This is a genomic window from Chromohalobacter sp., from assembly GCF_039830575.1.
Taxonomy (GTDB): Bacteria; Pseudomonadota; Gammaproteobacteria; order Pseudomonadales; family Halomonadaceae; genus Chromohalobacter; species Chromohalobacter israelensis.
This window is the reverse complement of sequence record NZ_JBDOOX010000017.1, coordinates 48,531-70,575: the sequence shown is the minus strand read 5'-3', so window position 1 is coordinate 70,575 and position 22,045 is coordinate 48,531. Positions and strand designations below refer to the sequence as shown.

Below are 22,045 nucleotides of genomic sequence, written 5' to 3'. Positions count from 1 at the left end.
ATCTTGCCTAAGGCCTGAAAAGCGCCGTCGCGCGGCTGGCTTTTCAGGGACGCCTAGCGTGTTGTTTTTCGCTTGCCCATGGGCGACATCCGCGTGCTCCGACCAGAATCGTCAGGGCAACGCGATACGTCCTTCGAAGACGCTCGTGGCCGGGCCGGTCATCATCAGGGGCGCATCCGGCGCGGGCCAGGCCAGGGTCAGCGTGCCGCCGGGCAGGTGCACGTCGACCGGGCTCTCGAGCCAGCCACGGCGGATACCGTGGGCCACCGCCGCGCAGGCGCCGGTGCCGCAAGCGAGCGTTTCGCCACTGCCGCGCTCGAAGACGCGCAGGCGAGCCTCGTGACGCGAGACGACCTGCAGGAAGCCGACGTTGACGCCCCGGGGGAAGCGCGGATGGCGTTCGATGAGCGGGCCAAGCCGCGCCACCGGCGCTTGCGCGACGTCGTCGACACGCAACACGGCGTGCGGGTTGCCCATCGAGACCACGCCGATGTCCCAGGTCTCGCCATCGACCTCCAGGCAGTGTGCCGGGGCATCGGCCGGGGCATCGAAGGGCACGACCTCGGGAGCAAAGCGCGGCACGCCCATGTCCACGCGGATTCGTTCGTCATCCTCGACGCGCAGGGTCAGGGGGCCGGCCTGGGTCTCGACGCGAATCTCGCGCTTGTGGGTCAGGCGATTGTCGCGCACGAAGCGCGCGAAGCAGCGGGCACCATTGCCGCAGTTCTCCACTTCGTTGCCGTCGGCGTTGAAGATGCGATAGCGAAAATCCATCTCCGGATCGCGCGGCGGCTCGACGAGCAGCAGTTGGTCGAACCCGATGCCGACATGGCGATCGGCGAGTTGCCGAATGCGCTCGGTATCGAGCCGTGCCCGCTGGGTGATCAGGTCGATCACCACGAAGTCGTTGCCGAGCCCGTGCATCTTGGTGAAGTGCAGCAGCATCAGGACGTCTCCGCCAGACGGTGTTCGCCGGCCCACAAGGCATCGAGTGTCTCGCGCTCGCGCACCACCTGCACGCTGTCGCCATCGACCATGAGTTCGGCGGGACGTGGGCGGCTGTTGTAGTGGGAGGCCATCACGAAGCCGTAGGCCCCGGCCGAGCGTACCGCGAGCAGGTCGCCCGGCGCGATGGCCAGTTCGCGTGCCTTGCCCAGGAAGTCGCCGGTTTCGCAGACCGGGCCGACGACGTCGTAGACCGCCGTCTCGCGCGCCTGACGGGTATCGACCGGTACGATGCGCTGCCACGCCTGATACAGCGCGGGACGAATCAGATCGTTCATGCCGGCATCGACGATGGCGAAGTGCTGCGTCTCGCCGGGCTTCAGGTATTCGACACGGGTGAGCATCACGCCGGCATTGGCGGCGATCGAGCGCCCCGGCTCGAACAGCAGCGTCAGGTCGCGGCCGTCGAGTCGCTCGAGGAGGGCGCGGGCATAGTCGTAGGGGGCCGGCGGCTGCTCGTCCTGATAGGGCACGCCGAGGCCGCCGCCCAGATCGAGATGTTCGATGGTAATGCCCGCTTCGTTCAGACGGTCGAGGAGTATCAGCAGACGGTCCAGGGCATCGAGGAAAGGCGCCAGCTCGGTCAGTTGCGAACCGATATGGCAATCCAGGCCGACGATCTCGAGGTTCGGCAGCTCGGCGGCGCGCTGATAGACCGCGAAGGCCTCGTCGACGGCGATGCCGAACTTGTTGGCCTTGAGGCCGGTGGAGATGTACGGATGGGTCTTGGCATCGACGTCGGGATTGACGCGCAGCGAGACCCTTGCCACCTGGCCGCATTCGCCCGCCACCTGGTTCAGGCGCTCGAGTTCCGGCAGGGACTCCACGTTGAAGCACTTGATGCCCACTTCCAGCGCGCGGGCCATTTCGCCGGCCTGCTTGGCGACGCCGGAAAATACCACCTTGGCGGGATCGCCGCCGGCGGCCAGCACGCGCTCGAGCTCGCCCCGGGAGACGATGTCGAAGCCGGCGCCGAGACGCGCCAGCAGGTCGAGCACGGCGAGGTTGGAATTGGCCTTCACCGCGTAGCAGATCAGATGGGGATGATCGCCGAGTGCGTCGCTGTAGGCCTTGAAGTGACGTGTGAAGGTCGCCCGCGAATACACGTAGCACGGCGTGCCGAAGCGCTCGGCGATGTCGGCCAGCGGTACGTTCTCGGCATGCAGGTGGCCGTCGCGGTAATTGAAATGATCCATCGTCAGTCTGCGTCGCTCTCGGGTTGGGGCGTTGCCGCGTCGTCTGCGTCGCCGGTATCCGGCTCGGCGGTGTCGTCCTCGTAGGCACCCGCCGGATCGTACTGCTCGCGGGCCTGTTCGTCATCGGGCATGTACAACGGACCTTTCTGGCCGCACCCGGCGAGGGTGAGCATGGCCATGCCGAGCGCGGCCAGCAGGGGAAGTGAGCGCATCATGCCTCCTGTCGCAGCGTCGCCAGGGCGTCGCGCGCGCGCTGGGCAGCGGCGCGGACCTGATCCGGGGCGGTGCCGCCGATATGGTTGCGTGCCGCCACCGAGCCTTCCAGGGTCAGCACCTCGAAGACATCTTCGCCGATGGCGTCGGAAAACTGGCGCAACTCGTCGAGGGTCATCTCCGAGAGATCCTTTTTCTCGCGCAGGCCGAGTGCCACGGCCTGGCCGACGATCTCGTGCGCATCGCGGAAGGCCACGCCCGCCCGCACCAGGTAGTCCGCCAGGTCGGTGGCGGTGGAGAAGCCCTTGCGCGCCGCCTCGAACATGTTGTCCGCCTTGGCCTCGATGGCCGGCACCATGTCGGCGAAGGCCTTGAGGCAGCCCTGCACGGTGTCGAGGGTGTCGAACAACGGCTCCTTGTCTTCCTGATTGTCCTTGTTGTAAGCCAGCGGCTGCGACTTCATCAACGTCAGCAGCCCCATCAGGTGGCCGTAGACGCGGCCGGTCTTGCCGCGCACCAGCTCGGGGACATCCGGGTTTTTCTTCTGCGGCATGATCGACGAGCCGGTGCAGAAGCGGTCGGGCAGGTCGATGAAGTCGAACTGGGCGCTGGTCCACAACACCAGTTCCTCGCTCATGCGCGACATGTGCATCAGCAGCACGCTGGCGAAGGCGCCGAACTCGATGGCGAAATCGCGATCGCTCACCGCGTCGAGGCTGTTCTCGGCGGGGCGCTCGAAGCCCAGCAGCTCGGCAGTGATGTGGCGATCGATGGGATAGGTGGTGCCGGCCAGGGCAGCGGCGCCCAGTGGCATGACGTTGACCCGCTTGCGGCAGTCGCGCAGGCGCTCGTGATCGCGGGCCAGCATTTCCTGCCAGGCCAGCAGGTGATGCCCGAAGGTCACCGGCTGGGCCGTCTGCAGATGCGTGAAGCCGGGCATGATGGTGTCGGCTTCGCGGGCGGCGAGTTCGATCAATCCCTCGCGCAGCCGGGCAAGCTCGGCGTCGACGACGTCGATCGCGTCGCGCAGATAGAGGCGGATGTCGGTGGCGATCTGATCGTTGCGCGAGCGACCGGTGTGCAGCTTCTTGCCGGTGATGCCGATCTTCTCGGTCAGCCGGGCCTCGAGATTCATGTGCACGTCTTCCAGGTCCACCGACCATTCGAAGGTGCCGGCGTCGATTTCCTGCTCGATCTCGCCGAGCCCCTGCAGGATGGCGTCGCGCTCGTCGGCGGTGAGCACGCCGACACGCTCGAGCATGGTGGCGTGGGCGATCGAGCCCCGGATGTCGTGGTGATAGAGGCGCCGGTCGAAGTCCACCGAGGCCGTGAAACGTGCGACGAAAGCGTCGGTGGGCTCGCTGAAGCGTCCGCCCCAGGATTGGTTGGTCGTGTTGCTCATCGGGCGTGGCGTCCTGCTGGTCGAGATGATGATGCTCCGAGTGTACCAGAGTCGGCGCGCCTGGCGAGGCGCCGGGTGCGCCAGGTGCACCGGGGCGCGGGATTTTTCCTCGCCTCGGGACTGCTTTATGATGAGGGCTGTCCCCCCGCCGTCAAGGCGGCTTGCGCCCACTAGGAGAGTTCGATGCCCGCCATGCAGACACTGCGTATCGCTACCCGTCAGAGTCGCCTCGCCCTGTGGCAGGCCGAGCATGTCAAGGCTCGCCTGCTGGCGCTCCATCCCGGGCTCGAGGTCGAGCTGGTGGCGATGACCACGCGCGGCGACAAGATTCTCGATTCGCCGCTGGCCAAGGTCGGCGGCAAGGGGCTGTTCGTCAAGGAGCTCGAGGAGGCACTGCTCGACGGGCGTGCCGACATCGCCGTGCATTCGATGAAGGACGTGCCGATGCACTTCCCCGAAGGGCTGGGCCTGTCGGTGATTCTGGAGAGCGGCGCCCCCACGGATGCTTTCGTCTCCAACGATTACGCCTCGCTCGATGCCTTGCCCGAGGGCGTGCGCGTGGGCACCTCGAGCCTGCGCCGGGGGCTTCAGGTCAAGGAGGCGCGCCCCGATCTGGAGGTGCTCAACCTGCGTGGCAACGTCCAGACGCGTCTGGGCAAGCTGGATGGCGGCGAGTTCGAGGCGATCATCCTCGCCACCTCGGGGCTCCAGCGGCTCGAGCTCGGTCATCGGATCACCCAGGAACTGCCGCCGGAAGTCAGCCTGCCCGCCTGCGGCCAGGGGGCGCTGGGTATCGAGTGCCGTCATGACGACGAGTCGCTGCTCGAATTGCTGGCACCGCTCGATCATCCGCAAACGGCCACCCGGGTTCGTGCCGAGCGTGCCATGAACACGCGGCTGGATGGTGGCTGCCAGGTGCCGATCGGGGGCTATGCCGTCCTCGAGGACGGCGACCGCACCCTGTGGTTGCGGGCACTGGTCGGCGACCCCGACGGCTCACGCGTCCTGCGCGCCGAAGGTCGCGGCTCGGCCGACGAGCCCGAGGCGCTGGGCGTGCGCATTGCCGAATCGCTGCTCGACCAGGGGGCCGGCGACATTCTCGCGCAAGTGTACGATCAGGGCGAATGAGCACGCCGCCGCGCATCGTGGTGACACGGCCCGGCGAGGGTGGCCGGCGCCTTGTCGATGCCTTGTCGACGGCGGGCTTCGAGGCCGTTCATCCGGCCCTGATGACGCTGCAGCCGCTCGCGGCAGACGAGGTCGAGCGCGGTGCCGTGCTGGATTTCGACCTCTACGACGTCGTGGTCGTGACCAGCCCCTTCGCGGCGGAGTGCCTGGGCGAGTGGCTCGACCGGTATTGGCCGCAGCTGCCTCAGGGACCATGTTTCTATGCAGTGGGCGCGAGCACGGCGGCCACGCTGCACCGGACGCTGGGCATCAAGGCGAAAGTGCCCGACCCTGCCAGGGGCACGACCAGCGAGGCGCTGCTGGCGATGCGCTCGCTGACGCGGCTCGACGGTCAGCGTGCCCTGATCGTCGGGGGAGCGGGCGGACGCCAGGTCATGGCGGAGGCCCTCGAGGCACGTGGTGCCCGCGTCGCCAAGCTGGCGCTCTATCGGCGCGTTTACACCGCGCCCGACGAGGTGACCGTCGACTGGTTGGCCTCGGGGGCCTTCACGGCCATGATCGTGACCAGTGGCGAACTGCTCGAGCATCTGGTTAGCTGGTGCGGACAGGCGGCGTTGAACAAACCGCTAATCGTTTCCAGTCAGCGTTTGGCTACACTGGCAGACACGATGGGCTTCGCTTCGCCGCACGTCGCGAGTGGCGCGACGCCCGATGCCTTGGTGACCGCCGTACAGGAAGTAGGCGATGCGTGACACGCCGACGTTGATCACGATGAGTTTGAAAAGGGCTAGCGACATATGAGCAAACGACAGGACCAGGATGACAAGCAAACGCCCGCCGAGGGGGCGACGTCCAGCGATGAGACGTCCGAGTCGCCGGCCACCCGTGACACGACGTCGGGCAAAGCCGATACGGCGGACCGAGTAGCCGACGCACCGCACGGTGCCTCGGACAAGGCGGCGGAGGACGCTGCGTCGTCCAAGGCATCGTCGGGTGACGCGTCGACGGCCTCGACGTCGGGAGATACGGCATCCTCGAGTGACGAGACACCCGCCTCCAAGACGTCTACCTCCTCCCGCTCAGCGTCCCCCGCACAGCGCGATGCCCAGGCCGCGCGTGACACGTCGACCCAGTCGAGCACGCAGGGCAAGACGGCCTCGTCGTCCTCGAAAAGCGCCACGCGTGCTTCGTCCAGGCGCACAGGCAAGGCTGCCGGAGGGAACTCTTCCGGGGCGGCGTCCACCGCCGGCGCCAGTGCGTCGGGCAAGACGAGCGCGAGCAAGGCCGAGGCGGGCCAGGGCACGCCGCCGCCCGGTGGTGAGTCGACGACTCCATCGCGAGGCGGCAATGGCGGTGGACGCGGCTTGGCGATCCTGGCCCTGGTGATTGCCGTGATCGTGGCCATCGTCGTGGCGCTGGGGCTGGGATATGGCTGGAAGCGCCTGCAGGCACAACAGGCCGAGCTGGCCAGCGCGGGCGAGGAGAATGCACAGACCATCGCGACGTTGCGCGATCGGCTCGATCAGCGTGAGCAGGCCTTCGCGTCGTTGCGCGACGATTTTGCGTCGTACCGCCAGGATGTCGACGACAACCTGGACAAGGTGCTGGCCGAGCTGGCCGAGGAGCAGGACGCCGATCCTCGCGAGTGGTTGCATGCCGAGGCCGAATACCTGCTGCGACTGGCCAACCAGCGCCTGCGTCTGGAGCGTGACGTGCAGGGCGCCCAGGCCTTGCTCGAGGCCGCCGACCAGCGGCTTGCCGAGGCGGACAATCCGGCCCTGATCCCGGTCCGCCGGGCGATCCAGTCCGAGCTGGCGGCACTGGATTCGGTGCCCCGGGTGGATCAGACGGGGCTGTATCTGGCGCTTATGGCACAGCAGGAGCAGCTGGCGACATTGCCGCTCAAGCAGGACGTGGAAGAGATCGCGGCTCAGAACGCCGACGACTCGCCGCTGGAAGGTGGCTGGCGCGAACAGCTTGCGCGGCTGGGCGGCGAACTCAAGGATCTCGTCATCGTGCGGCGTCATGACGAGGCGCTGGAAGCCCTGATGACGCCCGAGCAGGAATCGTATCTGCGTCAGAACGTACGACTGCTGCTCGAGCAGGCGCAACTGGCCCTGCTCAAGACCGAACCCAAGCTCTATCGGGCCAGTCTCGACAAGGCCACGGCCCTGATCGAGCGCTATTACGATACCGAGCGCGAGGCGGTGACGACCTCCCTCGAGCGTCTCCGGTCGATGCGCGACAAGACGATCCGTCCCGAATTGCCGGATATCAGCGAGTCTCAGCAGACGCTCAAGGATTTCATCGAGAAGCGCTTCCAGGACAATGGCAGCGACGGCAACGCGACTCGGCAGGGTGCCGGCGATGCCACGGCCCCGTCGGGCGATGAAGGAGACAGCGCATGAGAAAGCTGATTCTTCTCATCGTCGTGGGACTGGCCGTCGGTGCATTGTTCGGCCAGTTGATGCAGTCGATGCCCGGTTACTGGCTGGTGCGGGTGGGCGACACCTCGATCCAGACCTCGTTCTGGCTGGGGCTGGTGATCCTGCTGGCGGTCTTCCTGGTCCTGCACTTCGCACTACGCCTGCTGCGCAGGCTGCGGCGCCCGGTGAGCCGCCTCAAGGTCTGGAACAGCCGTACCCGCAATCGCAATGCCATGAAGCGTACCGTGCGCGGTCTGGTCGCCTTGGCCGAGGGGCGCTGGAAGCGGGCCGAGAAGGACCTGGTCAAGGCGGCTGACGATTCCAGTACGCCCTTGGTCAATTACCTGTCCGCGGCACTGGCAGCGCATTATCAGGGGCGTTTCGATCACGCCGATACGTTGCTCAAGCGGGCCCACCACAGTACCGAGGGCGCCGATAGCGCCGTCGGCATGGTGCAGGCGCAGCTGATGCTCGACCGGCAACAGTTCGAGGAGGCGCTGGCGACCCTGACGCGTCTCGAAAAGCAGTTGCCGAATCATCCGCAGGTGCTCAAGTTGCTGCGTCAGGCCTATCTCAGCGTCAATGACTGGGAAGGACTGCGTCACCTTTTACCCAAGCTCGACAAGCAGCAGTTGATCACCGAGGAGGAGCGTCAGGAACTGGAGCAGCGCGCCTATCGCGAGCTGATTCTCCAGGCGGTTCAGCGTCAGCCGAATGCCGATGTCAATCGCGTGCGCAACCTGTGGGCCGATATGCCCGACTACCTGCGCAGCGATGTCGAGCTGGTGGTGCTGTATACCGAGGCGCTGGTCAAGGGCGGCGAGGAGGCGATCGCCGAACGCCTGCTGCGCCATTCCCTCAAGGAGCATTGGGATACGCGTCTGGTGCTGCGCTATGGGCTGCTCAACGTGGATGCGGGGCGCCAGCTGGCCTATGCCGAGAAGTGGCTGCAAGAGCGACCCAACGACCCCGATTTACTGTTGACCCTGGGGCGGCTATCGTTGCGCAACGCCTACTGGGGCAAGGCACAGGAGTATTTCGAGGCGAGTCAGCGTCAGCGCCCCAGCGGGGTGGTGTGTGCCGAGCTGGCACGTCTTTACGCCAATCTGGGCGAGCATCAGAAGAGCCAGCTCTTTTATCGCCAGAGCGTGGAATTGCTCGATCGCTCGCTGCCGGCGTTGCCGCAGCCTAGCGAGCGCACGCGCTAAACGCACGTTTTGCTCTCCTGGGCGCCCTAGGGCGCCCTTTTTTATCGTCCGTCGTGAAGGACGTGTCACGGCCCACTGGCGCCTCATCGAGGTGGCGGGTGGGCCGTTAGTGTTTCCGGAGGCTTGTCCATGCGGTCAACCTCTGGATAACGTTATCGGTGCCTTCACGATAACAATGACAGACAAAGGAAAATCATCATGGCGCAGACCCCCCACCGACGTTCCGCCACGTCATCATCTTCTTCTAAGTCGGCTGCCACGCGAGATGGCGCCCTGGAGCGCTACTTCGGCATTCGCCGCTATGGCTCGAGCCTGCGAACCGAGTTGCTCGCCGGTCTGGCGACCTTTCTCGCGGCGATGTACATCATCGTGGTCAACCCGACGATCCTCAGCGATGCGGGGATTCCGTTTTCGGCAGGGCTTTCCGCGACGGTGCTGATCAGTTTCCTGAGCAGCCTGGCGATGGGGCTGTATGCGCGCAACCCCATTCTCGTCGCCCCTGGCATGGGCATGAATGCCCTGTTTGCCTACACCCTGGTCCAGGGAGCGGGCCTGCCGTGGCAGGTGGCGCTGGGCTGTGTCTTCTGGTCCGGGGTGCTGTTCGCCTTGCTGGCCTTTTTCAATGTGCGCAAGGCCATCGTCGAGGCGATTCCCGATTCGCTGCGCTATGGGATCACGTGCGGCATCGGGCTGTTCATTACCTTCATCGGTTTCAAGAATGCCGGCTTCGTCGTCGACGATCCCGCCACGCTGGTATCGCTGGGTACGCTGGACCCGGCCTTGATCACGTTCATCGTCGGCATGTTGCTGACCGCGATCCTGGTCACCTTGGGCGTCAATGGCGCGCTGGTACTGGGGATCGTCATCACCACGCTGGTGGCGATACCCATGGGGCGTCTCTGGGGGGCGGATGTCGTCGTGGCCTGGAGTGGTCTCGCCGCGTGGCCGGACTTCAGCGTCATGTGGCAGGTGGATCTCTGGGGCGCGCTCAAGGTGGTCTATTGGCCGTTCATCTTCGTGATGCTGTTCACCAACTTCTTCGATGCGCTGTCGTGTTTCCTGGCATTGTCGGAGGCCGCTGATCTCAAGGACGAGAACGGTCAGCCTCGCAACCTCAAGCGCTCGATGACCGTGGACGCCTTTGCGTCGATGATCGCCGCACCGTTGGGAACCAGTGCCGCGCAGACCTTCATCGAATCCGGTGTGGGGGTCGCCCAGGGCGGGCGTACCGGGATCGTCGGCGTGGTTTGCGGCTTGCTGTTCCTGCCGTTCCTGTTCCTGTCGCCGCTGCTGTCGCTGGTGCCGGCGATCGCCACCGCCCCGGCTCTGGTGATGGTGGGCGTGTTCATGCTGGCGCCGGTGGGGCGCATCGAGTGGCAGAAGATGGATCAGGCGTTTCCGGCGTTTCTGGCGATCATCGTCATGCCGCTGACGTATTCGATCACGCTGGGCATCGCCTTCGCCTTTCTGAGCTTCGTGGCGATCAAGCTGTGCACGGGTCGCCTGAGAGAGATCAAGCCGGCCATGTGGGTGACGGCAGTGCTCTGCGCGATCATGCTGGTGACGACGCAATAAGCCGTTGAGCGATCATGGCCGCCTCCGGTGCCCCGAGGGCGGCCATGATCGAGAAAGGCCGTGACCAAAAAAAGGGCCGCCCCTGCCGGGGCGGCCCTTTGACGTCAGGCGTCGCCGCATTCACGGCGACGCGTCGGGCTCAGTTCGGGGTCTCGTCGTTGTCCGGCTTGGTATGCTCGGGGTTGGTGTTCTCGTCCGATGGGGCATCGGGCGAGAACGACGCGTTGCCGGAGGGTGACTGGCTGTCCACCACGTTGCCCTTCTGGGAGAGGATGCGCAGATTGGCCGGCGGAGCGCTGCCGTCCTTCTCCTGCCCGAAGTAGAGCGTGGTGTGCGGGAACGGAATCTCGATGCCGGCGGCGTCGAAGTACATCTTGACCAGGCGGTTGTAGGCACGACCCACGGCCCACTGGTCGCCCGGCGTGGTCTTGATGATCACGCGGATGTTGACCGAACTGTCGGCCAGCGCGGTGACGCCGGCCACGCTGAGCGGCTCGAGCAGCTTGTGGCCATGCTCGCTTTCCTTGAGGGCTTCGAAGGCGGCCTGCAGCTGTTCGATGGCATCGTCGATGTTCTCGCGGTAGGCAATGCCGTATTCGCCGACGTGATTGCCGAATTCACGCATGTAGTTGGAGACGGTATCCACCGAGGAGAACGGCACGATGTGGTAGGTGCCCGACAGGTCGCGGATCCCCACCGAGCGAATGCTGATGCGCTCCGCCGTGCCGGTGGTGCCGCCGACGGTGACGACGTCGCCGGTGTTCATGGCATTCTCCAGCTGGATGAAGACCCCGGTGATGACATCCTGCACCAGTTTCTGCGAGCCGAAGCCGATGGCCAGACCCAGCACCCCGGCACCGGCGATCAGCGGGCCGATGTTGATGCCGATCTCGGCCAGCACGATCATCGCCGTCATGGTGATCAAGGCGATCGCCAGGGCGTTGCGGAACAGCGAGAGCAGCGTCTTGGCGCGTGCCGAGGGTTCGCCCGCACCGGTTTCCGCACTCAGGCGGTTTTCGATGAGGCTGGCGAGACCGACCCATACCACGGCGGCAACCAGCAGGATGATGACCACGTTCAGCGTGGTGCCGACGAGGTGAGCGCCCGCCTCGGAGGCATACCAGGCGGCAAGGTCGAATACCTGCCAGGCGTTGAGCACGAACATGGCCACGACGATCAGGATGATCGCGCGGATGACCTTGAGGGACGTGGGCACGTAGGCATTGAGGCGCTTTTCCAGCAGGGGCAGGCGCCGCTGGATATCGCCGGTCAGACGAATGCGGCGACCGATCAACTGGGTCAGCACGCCAGATACCAGCATGCCGATGCCGACGATGACGATGGTCTTGAGCGTGGCCAGCAGCACGTAGGGCAATGCGGTCTCGGGGTGCAGGACCGTGACGGCGAAGACCACCAGGGCGTAGGCCAGGGCCAGCACATGCCAGACACGGCCCAGCAGCCGCAAGGCGAAGCGCGAGGCGCTCATGTCGGCCTTCTCGGCGCGCTGCATGAGGGCGTCGCGCAGTGTCACGCGGTTCTTGAGGATCACAGTGGCGGCATAGATCAATGCCAGCAGCATGATCACCGTGCCCAGTCCCTGGCCGAGGGCCGTCGAAAGGTTGTAATTGACGATGGGGACGATCACCAGCATGCCGTAACCGATGAAGCCTGCCAGGCGGGCCAGGAAACGGTTGCAATATTCGGCCTGGGGCGAGGCGATGGGCATCAGGCGCAGGCCGGCATATTGCGACGAGAACAGCATGCGCAGGGCCGCCTTGAACAGTTCGATCATCAAGAAGGCGTTGAGGAACAGCGAGAAGCGCGTCTCCATGTTGCCGGCCTCGCCGATGGCGAACGTCGCCAGCAGGTTGCCGGCGACATAGGCCAGCACCACCACGGCCACGTCGATCACGGCGGCAAGCACGACCGCGACGATGGTACGCAGTAGTGCACTTTTCTCGGTGTTCTGCGACGACCACTGGCTCAGCTTGCCGAACAGGGGCGAGGCGAGCTTGCGCAGCACGAACAGGGCCACGAAGGCGCCTGCCACGACGAACAGCAGGTTGAGCGCGGCGATCAAGAAGGCACCTGTGTCGAAGCTCGGGCCGCTGGCACGCGCCTCGCCACTGCCGAGCAATCCGCCCAGCGCAGCCGCCAGGCTCTTGAATTGCCCGCCCAGATCGCCCGCGATGCTGCTGGTGGCCTCGGCGAGGCGGCGGGGAAAGGACACCTGGCTTGCTGTCTGGTCGCTGGGTGCGGCATCCGCGATCTCTTCGCGCGAGGGAGCGCCCTCGACGGCTAAGGCGTTTTCCTGAGCCGCCTGGGCGCGCAGCTGATCGATGATCGTCTGGCGCGTCTGCTCGTTTTCGAGCATGTCGGCCAGCGTCGAATAGGCGGGGGCATCGGCGTCAGCGGGGGCGGTGTTCTGCTGAGCCAGCGCCGGTGCCATCACGAAGAGCAGACATAGCAGCAACCAACGGCTGAGCCACGTATCGAGGCGTAGAGTCGGCACGCATTGACCTCCTTGTACGGAAAGTGGCGAAGCCACATCGTTTATGATGAATTTGCCTGGCAATGATAACACTAGGTGGCTCGCCGCCGAGCGTCGAGCAATGAGCGCATGATCGATCGGTCAGCGAATGTCATGGATTGGTCATGGGCCATGATTAACATGAGTATAAAGGTAGGTATTTTTTTGTACCACACTTGTACGAGTGCCGGTTGTCTGGCACTTTAGGATCATGTGGTCGATAGCGACCCGGTCCGTAACACCATGTCAAACCAAGGAGGGTGGCACATGACGGATGACAAGACCTGCCCGCGCTGTGGTGGTCAAGCCTTCGACATGCCCGACACGGCACGAGAATGGGACGAGGTGACGTGCATCGATTGCGGTGAGTTCATCGATACGCGTCTCGGCTTGGCGGAACGCCAAGCCGAGCACTTGACGCCATTGACCGAGGCCTGCCTCAAGACGCGTGCGATGGCAAGACACATGGGGATGCGAGCTTGAAGCCCCATCGAGCATGCGAAGATCCAATGTCAGGGAGGACATCTGAATGCTGAAAGTGACACTCGACCTGCGTTGCAACGTCTGCCACGGGGAGCGTTTCGTCATCCCCACGGGCGACGAGCAGCTCGACGATATCCGCTGCGCGGACTGTCATGCCTTCAAATGCAAGAGCGATGATCTGGAGCGCGCGATGTCGGCAATCCACCAGACCACGGCGCCGCGCGGCGCCGTGTCACACGAGAAGCTGGTGGGGTAGCGAGTCCGGCCGACGTTCGCATGCGATGCCACTCTTCGGCGAGTCCGGGGAGTGGCATCGTTGTCTCCAGCCCTGGCATGACCCGGTCGAAGGTTTGCAACGTCTCCTCCTTCTGGGCATGCTTGAAGCACACTTCCAATAAAGGCATTTCCCATGGCTCAGCGATCGATGCGTCTCGCCGGTATGGTCTTGATTGCCGGTGCTGGCCTGGTGGCCACCACTGCGCAGGCTCAGGACAAAGGCACCATCAATCTGGCGTATGTCGAATGGTCTTCTACCGTGGCGTCTACCAACGTGATGCGGGCTGTGCTCGAACAAGCCGGTTACGAAGTCGAGACGTCCTCGCTGTCGGCAGCCGCGATGTGGCAGTCAGTGGCGACTGGAGACACCGACGCGCTGCTGGCCGGTTGGCTCCCGACCACGCATGAGGATTACTACGCTCAACTCAAGGACCAACTGGTCGATACGGGCGTCAACCTGGATGGCACCAAGCTGGGGCTGGTGGTGCCGGCCGATAGCGAGGTCGATTCGATTGCGGACCTCAATGCGCATGCCGACGACTTCGACAACAAGATCACCGGTATCGATCCGGGTGCCGGCATCATGCGCCTCACCGACAAGGTCATCGAAGAGTACGATCTCGATCTGAATCTGCAAAGCGGCAGCGGCGCTACCATGACGGCAGCCCTGAAAAGCGCCATCGCCAACGACGAAGAGATCGCCGTGACCGGCTGGACGCCGCACTGGATGTTCGCGCGCTGGGACCTCAAGTATCTGGACGATCCCAAGAACGTCTATGGCGGTGCCGAGCAGATCCATACGATCGTACGCCAGGGGCTCGAGGAGGACATGCCGGAGGCCTATGCCATTCTGGATGCCTTCGAGTGGACTGCCGAGGACATGGGCGAAGTCATGCTGATGAACCAGGAGGAGGACTCCGACCCCTACGAGAACGCCAAGCAGTGGGTGGAGGACAACCAGGACCTGGTCCAGGAGTGGCTGCCGGCGTCGTAAGCCCCCGATCGAGCTCACAGGGTCACGCGGCCCTGGCAACGAAAAAAGCCAACCCCTTGGGGTTGGCTTTTTCGGTGTTTGGTGGAGGCGGGGGGAATTGAACCCCCGTCCGCCGGCACTCACCCATCGGCTCTACATGCTTAGGTCCGTCTTCTGATTTAACGTCCCTGGCTCCGACGGGCAGGATCCAGCGACGCGATTCCTCTAAGTTTTAGCGGCTGACACGAGGACAGGGCCAACCGCGATCCCATCAGTCTGAGCTCGTATCCCATCGGTGATGAATGGGCACATCACCTCCGGGCCGGACTAGAAGCTAGCAGTTGTTACGCTGCCAGCGCGCCCTGAGCGTAGTTGTCGTCGTTTGCGACTATTTAATCGTAACGTTGGATTTACGAGATACGTTACGCTCTCGGCATGCACCTCAGGGATTGTCACCGGCGTCGAAGCCATGTCGCCCCCGTAAAGCGTCCTACAGTCTAACAGGTGGGGACCGTTCTAGGCCAGTTCAACCTCGCTGGCGAAATAAAGCGTCAGTGCGCGCGCATGATGCGGGCCTTTTCGCGATTCCAGTCGCGGGCCTTTTCCGTGGCGCGCTTGTCGTGCAGCTTCTTGCCGCGGACCAGGGCAAGCTCGCACTTGACCAGGTTCTTCTTCCAGTACAGCTTCAGCGGCACGCAGGTGTGCCCCTTGTCCTGGGTGCGCGAGAAGATCTTGGCGATCTCCTTGCGATGCAGCAGCAGCTTGCGCGTGCGCGACGGATCCGCGACGACATGCGTGCTGACGGTGTTGAGCGGGGTGATATGGCTGCCCAGCAACCATGCCTCGCCGTTCTTGATCAGAATGTACGTGTCGGTAAGCTGCGCCTTGCCGGCGCGCAGGCTCTTGACTTCCCATCCGGCCAGCGACAAGCCAGCCTCGAAGGTCTCGTCGATGTGGTACTCGAAGCGAGCCTTCTTGTTTTGCGCGATGGTACTGGAGCCGAGATTGCCTTTTTTCTTGGCCATGGAACCCCTATGTCGCTATGCGCCCTATCCGCTAGTCCCATGAAATGGGGGAAGGCGTGATATCATTCAAGGCCTTGACGTTAACCTTCCATCATACGCGCAAGGCGCAATAAAGTCAGCGGAGTGGTGAATGCCTACGGTCAATCGGTCTGCCTTGGTCAGACATTCCTGCGAGGCGATGTTCGATCTGGTCAACGATTTCGAGAGTTATCCTGAGTTCTTGCCGGGGTGTCGTCGCGCCCGGGTGGTCGAGCACGAAGAAGGGCGCTATCTGGTGGGAGAGATGACGCTGGCCAAGGGGAGCGTGGAGCAGACCCTGGCCACGCGTAACGATCTCTATCCCCACGAACGGATCGAGCTGTCGCTCGACCGTGGGCCTTTCAAGCGTCTAAACGGGCGCTGGTTGTTCACGCCGATGGGCGAGTCGGCCTGTCGAGTGAGCCTTGAAATGGAGTTCGAGTTCTCCAACCGCTTGCTGGGCGTGGCATTCGGCAAGCTGTTCCAGCAGGTCGCCGGCCAGTTGGTGGATGCCTTCACGCGTCGGGCGGATGCACTGTATGGCGCGCAATGACGTGACCGCCTCGCGTATCGAGGTCGAGGTCGCTTATGCCGAGCCACATCGTCAGCGGGTGGTGGCACTGGCCGTGGTACCGGGGACGTCGGCGCGCGACGCCGTGATGCAGGCGGCGTTGCCGTCTTTGTTTCCCGAGCGGGATGCCGCTTTCTTCGAGAAGGCCCCGCTGGGCATTTTCGGTCAAGTGCTCAAGGCACCGGAGCATCATGTGCTGGAGGCGGGGGATCGTGTCGAGGTCTACCGCGCGCTCGCCCTGGACCCCAAGCAGGCGCGGCTGGCGCGAGCCCGGGGGCGTGGCTGAGCGTATGGCGAGGCGTTATTCTTCCGGACCGTAGCTGGGGCCCATTGCAGCGGCGCCCTCGCCGGGGCCGCTGCCTTCGACGGCGGGGCCGGGTCCACTTTGCGGTGTCAGGTCGACATCGTCTTCGATGTTGCCATGACGATCGATATCGGCCAGCCGGCCGTTCTGGAAGGTCAGCGTGACACGCTTTTCCTCCACATCGTCATAGGCCTCGTCGAGGTAGAAGACGTAGTCCCAGCGGTCCTCGTTGAACGGGCCTTTTAGCAGGGGGCTGCCCATGACATAGCGTACCTGCTCCTTGGTCATGCCGGTCTCCAGTTGCGAGACCATGTCCTGGGTGATGAGATTGCCCTGTGCCAGGTCGCGTTTGTAAACGCCGACGTAGCTGCACCCGCTGACGAGCGCCAGGACGACGGAAAAGGTGACTGTTTTAATCAGGTTTTGCATTTGCGCCTATCATTCACTATCGTTGCCTGGGTCGATCATACCTGACCTACCACGATACTGCGAAGAGCAACCGCAACCATGGCCGACCAGAACCATGAACTGCGCAAGGCAGGCTTAAAAGTCACCTTGCCGCGTGTCAAGATCCTGCAAATTCTCGAAAGTACGCAGGACCAACACCATCTCAGCGCCGAAGATGTCTACAAGGCGCTCCTGGACGCGGGCGACGATGTCGGTCTGGCGACCGTGTATCGTGTGTTGACCCAATTCGAAACCGCCGGCTTGGTGATTCGCCACAACTTCGATGGCGGACATGCCGTGTTCGAATTGTCGCAAGAGGAACATCACGATCACATGGTGTGCCTCGAAAGCGGCGAGATCATCGAGTTTTTCGACGACACCATCGAACGCCGCCAGCGCGAGATCGCCGAGGAGCACGGCTTCGAGCTCGTCGATCATGCCCTGGTGCTGTACGTGCGACCCAAGGGCTCCAAGGTGACGCGTCAGGAAGGTGCGGGGCCCGGCAAGAAATAGCCCATGCCCTGTAAAATAGTCTGCCCCGGCAAGATGACAAGAGGCAGACGGGTGACATGACGAAACCGGCCCCCGAGGCCGGTTTCGTCGTTCCAGGGCCAGTGTGCGTCTGTGACGACGCGGCACGGGCTCAGTGCTGAGCGTGCTGGCTGGCGTCCAGCATTTCGCGGGCGTGGGCCAGGGTGCGGTCGGAAAGCTTGACGCCACCGAGCATGCGCGCGAGCTCCCGCACGCGGCCGGCGTCGTCGAGCAATGCCATGTGCGTCAGCGTGGTATCGCGCTCGGCACGCTTCTCGATATGCAGATGGTGGTGGGCCTGAGCCGCGACCTGCGGCAGGTGCGTCACGGTGAGGATCTGCCCCTGCGTGCCGAGACGGCGCAGCAGCTGGCCGACGATCTCGGCGGTGGCACCGGACACGCCCACGTCGACCTCGTCGAAGACCATGCTGGGCACGGTGCTGTGCTGCGCGGCGACGACCTGGATCGCCAGACTGATGCGGGACAGCTCGCCGCCCGAGGCGACCTTGTTCAAGGGACGTGCCGGTTGCCCGGGGTTGGCGCTGATCACGAAGCGTACCTGGTCGAGTCCCTCGGCCTGGGGCGTGTCGCGGGGCTCGACTTCCACGTCGAACGTGGCCTTGCCCAGGCCGAGAAACGCCAGTTGGGCCTGCACGGCCTCGCCGAAGGCGCGTGCCGCCTCGAGACGGGCTTCGCTGATCGCGCGTGCCTGCTGGCGATAGGTGTCGCGTGCCTGCTCGACGTCGCGAGCGAGCGCTTCCAGGTCGTTCTCGCCGCCTTCGAGGCCGGCCAGCTCGTCACTCAGGCGCTGATGCAGGTCGCGCAGTTCCTCGGGCATGACATGATGCTTGCGCGCGATGCGATGGACCTCGCCGAGCCGGGCATCGACTTCCGCCAGGCGCTGCGGATCGAGTTCGGTGGTATCGACGAAGCGATGAAGCTCGCGTGCCGCTTCCTCGATCTGGATGCGGGCGTCTCCCAGCATGCCGAGAGCCTCCGCGAGACTGTCCTGGGCATTGCCGGGGACGTGGCTCAGTCGGGCGGTGGCCTGGTGCAGCAGCGATAGCGCACCGCCCTCCTCCTGGTCGCAGCAGTCGGCGGCGAACTGGGCGTCGCCCAGAACCTGCTCGAGATTGGCAAGCTGGGTCTGTTCGCTTTCCAGCGTCTCGAGTTCGCCCTCGCCGAGCCCCAGCTGATCCAGTTCCTCGACCTGATAGCGCAGCAACTGGCGACGCGCCTGGATTTCGTCGCCGCTCTCCTGCAGCTCACGCAGTCGCCGTCGCAGAGACCGCCATTCGCGAAAATGCTCGCCGAGGGCGGTGACCGCGTCGCTCTGACCGGCATAGGCGTCCAGCAGGCGCAGATGCGTTTCCTCGCGCAGCAGTGCCTGATGCGCGTGCTGGCTGTGGACTTCGATGAGATGTTCGCCGAGTGCCTTCAGGTCGCTCACCGTGGCGGGCTGACCGTTGATCCAGGCCTTGGAGCGCCCCGAGGCGTTGACCGTGCGGCGCAGCAGGCACTCGTCCTGGGGCAGGTCGCGTGCGTCAAGCCAGGCGCGCGCCTCCGCCAGGTGGGTGATGTCGAAACGTGCACTGACGTCCGCGCGTTCGCGGCCATGGCGCACGCTGCCCGCGTCGGCGCGCTCGCCCAGGCACAGGCCCAGGGCGCCGAGCATGATCGACTTGCCGGCACCGGTTTCCCCGGTAATGGCCGTCATGCCGTCATGCAGATCCAGATCGAGACGATCGACGATGGCGTAATCACGAATGGCGAGCTGTATCAGCATGAAAACCTCCGGGCGTCGGAAACGAGGCTGATCTCTGTGTGTTTATACAGTAGTTGGCAGGGGGCTTCAATTATCCGTCGGCGAGGGGCGATCGGCATGGCTTGAGATCGTCGTCTGCATCCCCATATAGGGGGACAATTCCTTGTTAGATGCGGCTTCGGGCCGCGCCAGCTGTCAGGAGATACTCATGGCCAAAGACCCGCAGACCCCCACCGACGAAGAGTTGGCACGCGCCGAACGCGATGCCGAACCGCAACCGGGCGACGCGACCGATGACGAGGTCGAACTCGAAGGTGTCGTCGAGGATGTCGAGGCCAGCGAGGCCGATGCCGAAGCGCTCGAAAACCCGGAAGCGGACGCGCTGGCCGCGCGTGTCGAAGAATTGGAGCAAGCGCTGGCGGACGCCAAGGATCAGACGGCACGTGCCGCCGCAGAGGCTCAGAATGTACGCCGCCGTGCCGAGCAGGATGTCGAGAAGGCACGCAAGTTCGCGCTCGAGAAGTTCGTCAAGGAGCTGCTGCCGGTCGTCGACAGCCTGGAAAAGGCACTGGAATCGATGCAGGAAGGTGCCAGCGAGGTGCATCGCGAAGGGGTGTCGATGACGCTCAAGCTGCAGCTCGATGTGCTGGCCAAGTTCGGCGTGGAAGCCGTCGATCCGCAAGGCGAGCCGTTCGACCCGCAAGTGCATGAAGCCATGACCATGGTGCCCAACCCCGAGGTGGAGCCCAACACCGTGATCGAGGTCATGCAGAAGGGTTATCTGCTGAATGGACGCCTCGTGCGTCCGGCGATGGTGGTCGTCAGCCAAGCCGCCAATTGATGGGGCGGGGGAAGGGAATCCATCACTCAGGCCCTTGAAAGGCGTGGCCCTATCCCCCAAATAGACGAACAACGAGGCGGCAGCGCCGCCGACGAAGACGCAACAGTCAAGCAACGTATTTTGAGGTATTCCTATGGGACGCATCATCGGTATTGATTTGGGGACCACCAACTCCTGTGTTGCCATCCTTGACGGCGGCAATGCGAAGGTGATCGAAAACGCGGAAGGCGCTCGCACGACGCCCTCCATCATCGCTTACACCGACGACGGCGAAACGCTGGTCGGTCAGGCTGCCAAGCGTCAGGCGGTCACCAACCCGAGCAACACGCTGTACGCTATCAAGCGCCTGATCGGTCGCAAGTTCAAGGACGATGTCGTCCAGAAAGACATCAAGATGGTGCCGTACACCATCGCCGAGGCCGACAACGGTGATGCCTGGGTCGAAGTGAAGGGCAACAAGCTCGCGCCGCCCCAGGTCAGCGCCGAAGTGCTGAAGAAGATGAAGAAGACCGCCGAAGACTATCTCGGCGAGGAAGTCACCGAGGCGGTGATCACCGTGCCGGCGTACTTCAACGACAGCCAGCGTCAGGCCACCAAGGATGCCGGCCGCATCGCGGGGCTCGAGGTCAAGCGCATCATCAACGAGCCGACGGCCGCGGCGCTGGCCTACGGCATGGACAAGGCGCGTGGCGACAAGACCATCGCGGTCTATGACCTGGGCGGCGGTACCTTCGATATCTCGATCATCGAAGTGGCCGATGTCGACGGCGAGACGCAGTTCGAGGTACTGGCCACCAACGGTGACACCTTCCTGGGTGGCGAGGACTTCGACCTCAAGCTGATCGATTACCTCGTCCAGCAGTTCAAGAGCGATTCGGGCATCGACCTGTCCGGCGACTCGCTGGCCATGCAGCGCCTGAAAGAGGCGGCCGAGAAAGCCAAGATCGAGCTTTCCGCCGCACAGCAGACCGAAGTCAACCTGCCGTACATCACGGCGGACAATACCGGTCCCAAGCACCTCAACGTCAAGGTGACGCGCGCCAAGCTCGAATCGCTGGTCGAAGAGCTGGTCCAGAACTCGCTGGCGCCCTGCAAGACCGCGCTGAGCGACGCCGGCCTGTCCGCTTCCGAGATTGACGAAGTGATTCTGGTGGGCGGCCAGACGCGCATGCCGCTGGTGCAGAAGAAAGTCGCCGACTTCTTCGGCAAGGATGCGCGCAAGGACGTCAACCCGGATGAAGCCGTGGCCGTGGGTGCCGCGATCCAGGGTGGCGTGCTGGGCGGCGACGTCAAGGACGTGCTGCTGCTCGACGTCACGCCGCTGACCCTGGGTATCGAAACCCTGGGTGGCGTGATGACGCCGCTGATCGAGAAGAACACCACGATCCCGACCAAGAAGACGCAGGTCTTCTCCACGGCGGACGACAACCAGACGGCCGTGACCATTCACGTGCTGCAGGGTGAGCGCAAGCAGTCGAGCGGCAACAAGTCGCTGGGTCGCTTCGATCTGGCCGACATTCCGCCGGCGCCGCGTGGCGTGCCGCAGATCGAGGTGGCGTTCGACCTCGACGCCAACGGCATCCTCAACGTCTCCGCCAAGGACAAGGCCACCGGCAAGGAACAGTCCATCGTCATCAAGGCCTCCGGCGGTCTCTCCGACGAAGAGATCGATCAGATGGTCAAGGATGCCGAGGCGCACGAAGCCGAGGACAAGAAGTTCGAGGAGCTCGTGCAGCTGCGCAACCAGGCCGACGGCATGGTTCACGCCGCACGCAAGACCCTCGAGGAAGCCGGCGACAAGGTCGACGCCAGCGAGAAAGAGCAGATCGAGACCGCGATCAGCGAGCTCGAGGAAGCCACCAAGGGCGACGACCAAGAGCATATCCAGGCCAAGCTCGACGCGCTGACCGAAGCCTCCGGCAACCTGGCGCAGAAGATGTATGCCGAGCAGGGTGATGCCGGCGCCGAAGGCGGCGAGCAGCCGGCCGGCGATGGTGCCCAGAAGAAAGAAGACGACGTGGTTGACGCCGAGTACGAGGAAGTCAACGACGACCAGAAAAAGCAGTAACCACGACGTCTGATGCTCGCATCGCGGCAGCGCGGGGGATGATCTCCCGCGTTGCTGTTT

General features: G+C 64.2%; 20 protein-coding genes, 1 other RNA gene and 1 pseudogene. 13 read left to right on the top strand and 9 right to left on the bottom strand.

Features of this window, described 5'->3' with window-relative positions:
- Positions 1-111: 111 nt before the first annotated feature.
- The 4 genes and pseudogenes from dapF to argH all read right to left on the bottom strand — a co-directional run bounded on the left by dapF (position 112) and on the right by argH (position 3,816).
- A complete protein-coding gene (gene dapF / locus ABGX75_RS15880) occupies positions 112-945 on the bottom strand; it encodes a diaminopimelate epimerase (protein WP_347411012.1) in 834 nt (277 codons plus the stop codon).
- Positions 945-2,201, bottom strand: coding sequence for a diaminopimelate decarboxylase (lysA, locus tag ABGX75_RS15875; protein WP_347411011.1), 1,257 nt, complete (start codon positions 2,199-2,201; stop codon positions 945-947). Before lysA ends, dapF begins: the two co-directional genes overlap by 1 nt.
- Before the next feature lie 101 nt (positions 2,202-2,302).
- A pseudogene (locus ABGX75_RS15870) lies at positions 2,303-2,413 on the bottom strand (lipoprotein); the annotation flags it as partial.
- A complete protein-coding gene (argH, locus tag ABGX75_RS15865; protein ID WP_011508400.1) occupies positions 2,413-3,816 on the bottom strand; it encodes an argininosuccinate lyase in 1,404 nt (467 codons plus the stop codon). The pseudogene ABGX75_RS15870 and the gene argH, both read right to left, overlap by 1 nt.
- Before the next feature lie 183 nt (positions 3,817-3,999).
- On the opposite strand from argH, the gene hemC reads away from it, so the two are divergent.
- From hemC to ABGX75_RS15840, 5 genes are all read left to right on the top strand, one after another.
- Complete coding sequence (gene hemC, locus ABGX75_RS15860) at positions 4,000-4,944, top strand: hydroxymethylbilane synthase (protein ID WP_035414409.1); 945 nt, start codon at positions 4,000-4,002, stop codon at positions 4,942-4,944.
- A complete protein-coding gene (locus ABGX75_RS15855) occupies positions 4,941-5,696 on the top strand; it encodes a uroporphyrinogen-III synthase (RefSeq protein ID WP_347411010.1) in 756 nt (251 codons plus the stop codon). Before hemC ends, ABGX75_RS15855 begins: the two co-directional genes overlap by 4 nt.
- A 45-nt stretch (positions 5,697-5,741) precedes the next feature.
- Positions 5,742-7,352: a uroporphyrinogen-III C-methyltransferase gene (locus ABGX75_RS15850; protein WP_347411009.1), complete on the top strand. Its 1,611-nt coding sequence runs from the start codon at positions 5,742-5,744 to the stop codon at positions 7,350-7,352.
- The gene (locus ABGX75_RS15845; RefSeq protein WP_011508396.1) at positions 7,349-8,578 is read left to right on the top strand and encodes a heme biosynthesis HemY N-terminal domain-containing protein; all 1,230 of its coding nucleotides are present in this window, start codon (positions 7,349-7,351) and stop codon (positions 8,576-8,578) included. Before ABGX75_RS15850 ends, ABGX75_RS15845 begins: the two co-directional genes overlap by 4 nt.
- Positions 8,579-8,776: 198 nt before the next feature.
- Positions 8,777-10,153, top strand: coding sequence for an NCS2 family permease (locus tag ABGX75_RS15840; RefSeq protein ID WP_179153556.1), 1,377 nt, complete (start codon positions 8,777-8,779; stop codon positions 10,151-10,153).
- A gap of 139 nt (positions 10,154-10,292) precedes the next feature.
- Here the strand turns inward: ABGX75_RS15840 and ybiO are convergent, their stop codons facing one another.
- Complete coding sequence (gene ybiO / locus ABGX75_RS15835; protein WP_347411008.1) at positions 10,293-12,665, bottom strand: mechanosensitive channel protein; 2,373 nt, start codon at positions 12,663-12,665, stop codon at positions 10,293-10,295.
- A 285-nt stretch (positions 12,666-12,950) separates the two neighbouring features.
- Between ybiO and ABGX75_RS15830 the strand changes: the two genes are divergently transcribed.
- The 3 genes from ABGX75_RS15830 to ABGX75_RS15820 all read left to right on the top strand — a co-directional run bounded on the left by ABGX75_RS15830 (position 12,951) and on the right by ABGX75_RS15820 (position 14,436).
- A complete protein-coding gene (locus ABGX75_RS15830) occupies positions 12,951-13,166 on the top strand; it encodes a hypothetical protein (protein WP_043558684.1) in 216 nt (71 codons plus the stop codon).
- Between the two features lie 46 nt (positions 13,167-13,212).
- Positions 13,213-13,422, top strand: coding sequence for a hypothetical protein (locus ABGX75_RS15825; protein WP_035414421.1), 210 nt, complete (start codon positions 13,213-13,215; stop codon positions 13,420-13,422).
- A 153-nt stretch (positions 13,423-13,575) separates the two neighbouring features.
- A complete protein-coding gene (locus ABGX75_RS15820; RefSeq protein ID WP_128691497.1) occupies positions 13,576-14,436 on the top strand; it encodes a glycine betaine ABC transporter substrate-binding protein in 861 nt (286 codons plus the stop codon).
- Between the two features lie 79 nt (positions 14,437-14,515).
- Here ABGX75_RS15820 and ssrA read toward each other — a convergent pair.
- Positions 14,516-14,895: a transfer-messenger RNA gene (gene ssrA, locus ABGX75_RS15815) on the bottom strand.
- Between the two features lie 71 nt (positions 14,896-14,966).
- Positions 14,967-15,440, bottom strand: a complete 474-nt coding sequence (smpB, locus tag ABGX75_RS15810) for an SsrA-binding protein SmpB (protein ID WP_011508391.1) — start codon at positions 15,438-15,440, stop codon at positions 14,967-14,969.
- 130 nt (positions 15,441-15,570) lie between these two features.
- On the opposite strand from smpB, the gene ABGX75_RS15805 reads away from it, so the two are divergent.
- Together ABGX75_RS15805 and ABGX75_RS15800 are read left to right on the top strand one after the other, a co-directional pair.
- Positions 15,571-16,011, top strand: a complete 441-nt coding sequence (locus ABGX75_RS15805) for a type II toxin-antitoxin system RatA family toxin (RefSeq protein WP_011508390.1) — start codon at positions 15,571-15,573, stop codon at positions 16,009-16,011.
- The gene (locus ABGX75_RS15800; protein ID WP_347411007.1) at positions 15,998-16,315 is read left to right on the top strand and encodes an RnfH family protein; all 318 of its coding nucleotides are present in this window, start codon (positions 15,998-16,000) and stop codon (positions 16,313-16,315) included. The genes ABGX75_RS15805 and ABGX75_RS15800 overlap by 14 nt, the downstream gene beginning before the upstream one ends.
- Before the next feature lie 15 nt (positions 16,316-16,330).
- On the opposite strand, the gene ABGX75_RS15795 is transcribed toward ABGX75_RS15800, so the two are convergent.
- Positions 16,331-16,762 carry an outer membrane protein assembly factor BamE gene (locus ABGX75_RS15795; RefSeq protein WP_035414427.1) on the bottom strand — a complete coding sequence of 144 codons (432 nt, stop codon included), beginning with the start codon at positions 16,760-16,762 and terminating at the stop codon, positions 16,331-16,333.
- 78 nt (positions 16,763-16,840) lie between these two features.
- Between ABGX75_RS15795 and fur the strand changes: the two genes are divergently transcribed.
- The gene (gene fur, locus ABGX75_RS15790; protein ID WP_011508387.1) at positions 16,841-17,293 is read left to right on the top strand and encodes a ferric iron uptake transcriptional regulator; all 453 of its coding nucleotides are present in this window, start codon (positions 16,841-16,843) and stop codon (positions 17,291-17,293) included.
- Between the two features lie 130 nt (positions 17,294-17,423).
- On the opposite strand, the gene recN is transcribed toward fur, so the two are convergent.
- Positions 17,424-19,097 carry a DNA repair protein RecN gene (gene recN / locus ABGX75_RS15785; protein WP_347411006.1) on the bottom strand — a complete coding sequence of 558 codons (1,674 nt, stop codon included), beginning with the start codon at positions 19,095-19,097 and terminating at the stop codon, positions 17,424-17,426.
- 187 nt (positions 19,098-19,284) lie between these two features.
- Here recN and grpE point away from each other — a divergent pair, with 187 nt between their 5' ends.
- Both grpE and dnaK read left to right on the top strand, forming a co-directional pair.
- Entirely contained in the window at positions 19,285-19,917 is a 633-nt protein-coding gene (gene grpE / locus ABGX75_RS15780; protein ID WP_011508385.1) for a nucleotide exchange factor GrpE, read from the top strand.
- A gap of 133 nt (positions 19,918-20,050) precedes the next feature.
- Positions 20,051-21,985, top strand: coding sequence for a molecular chaperone DnaK (gene dnaK, locus ABGX75_RS15775; protein WP_011508384.1), 1,935 nt, complete (start codon positions 20,051-20,053; stop codon positions 21,983-21,985).
- Positions 21,986-22,045 lie beyond the last annotated feature (60 nt).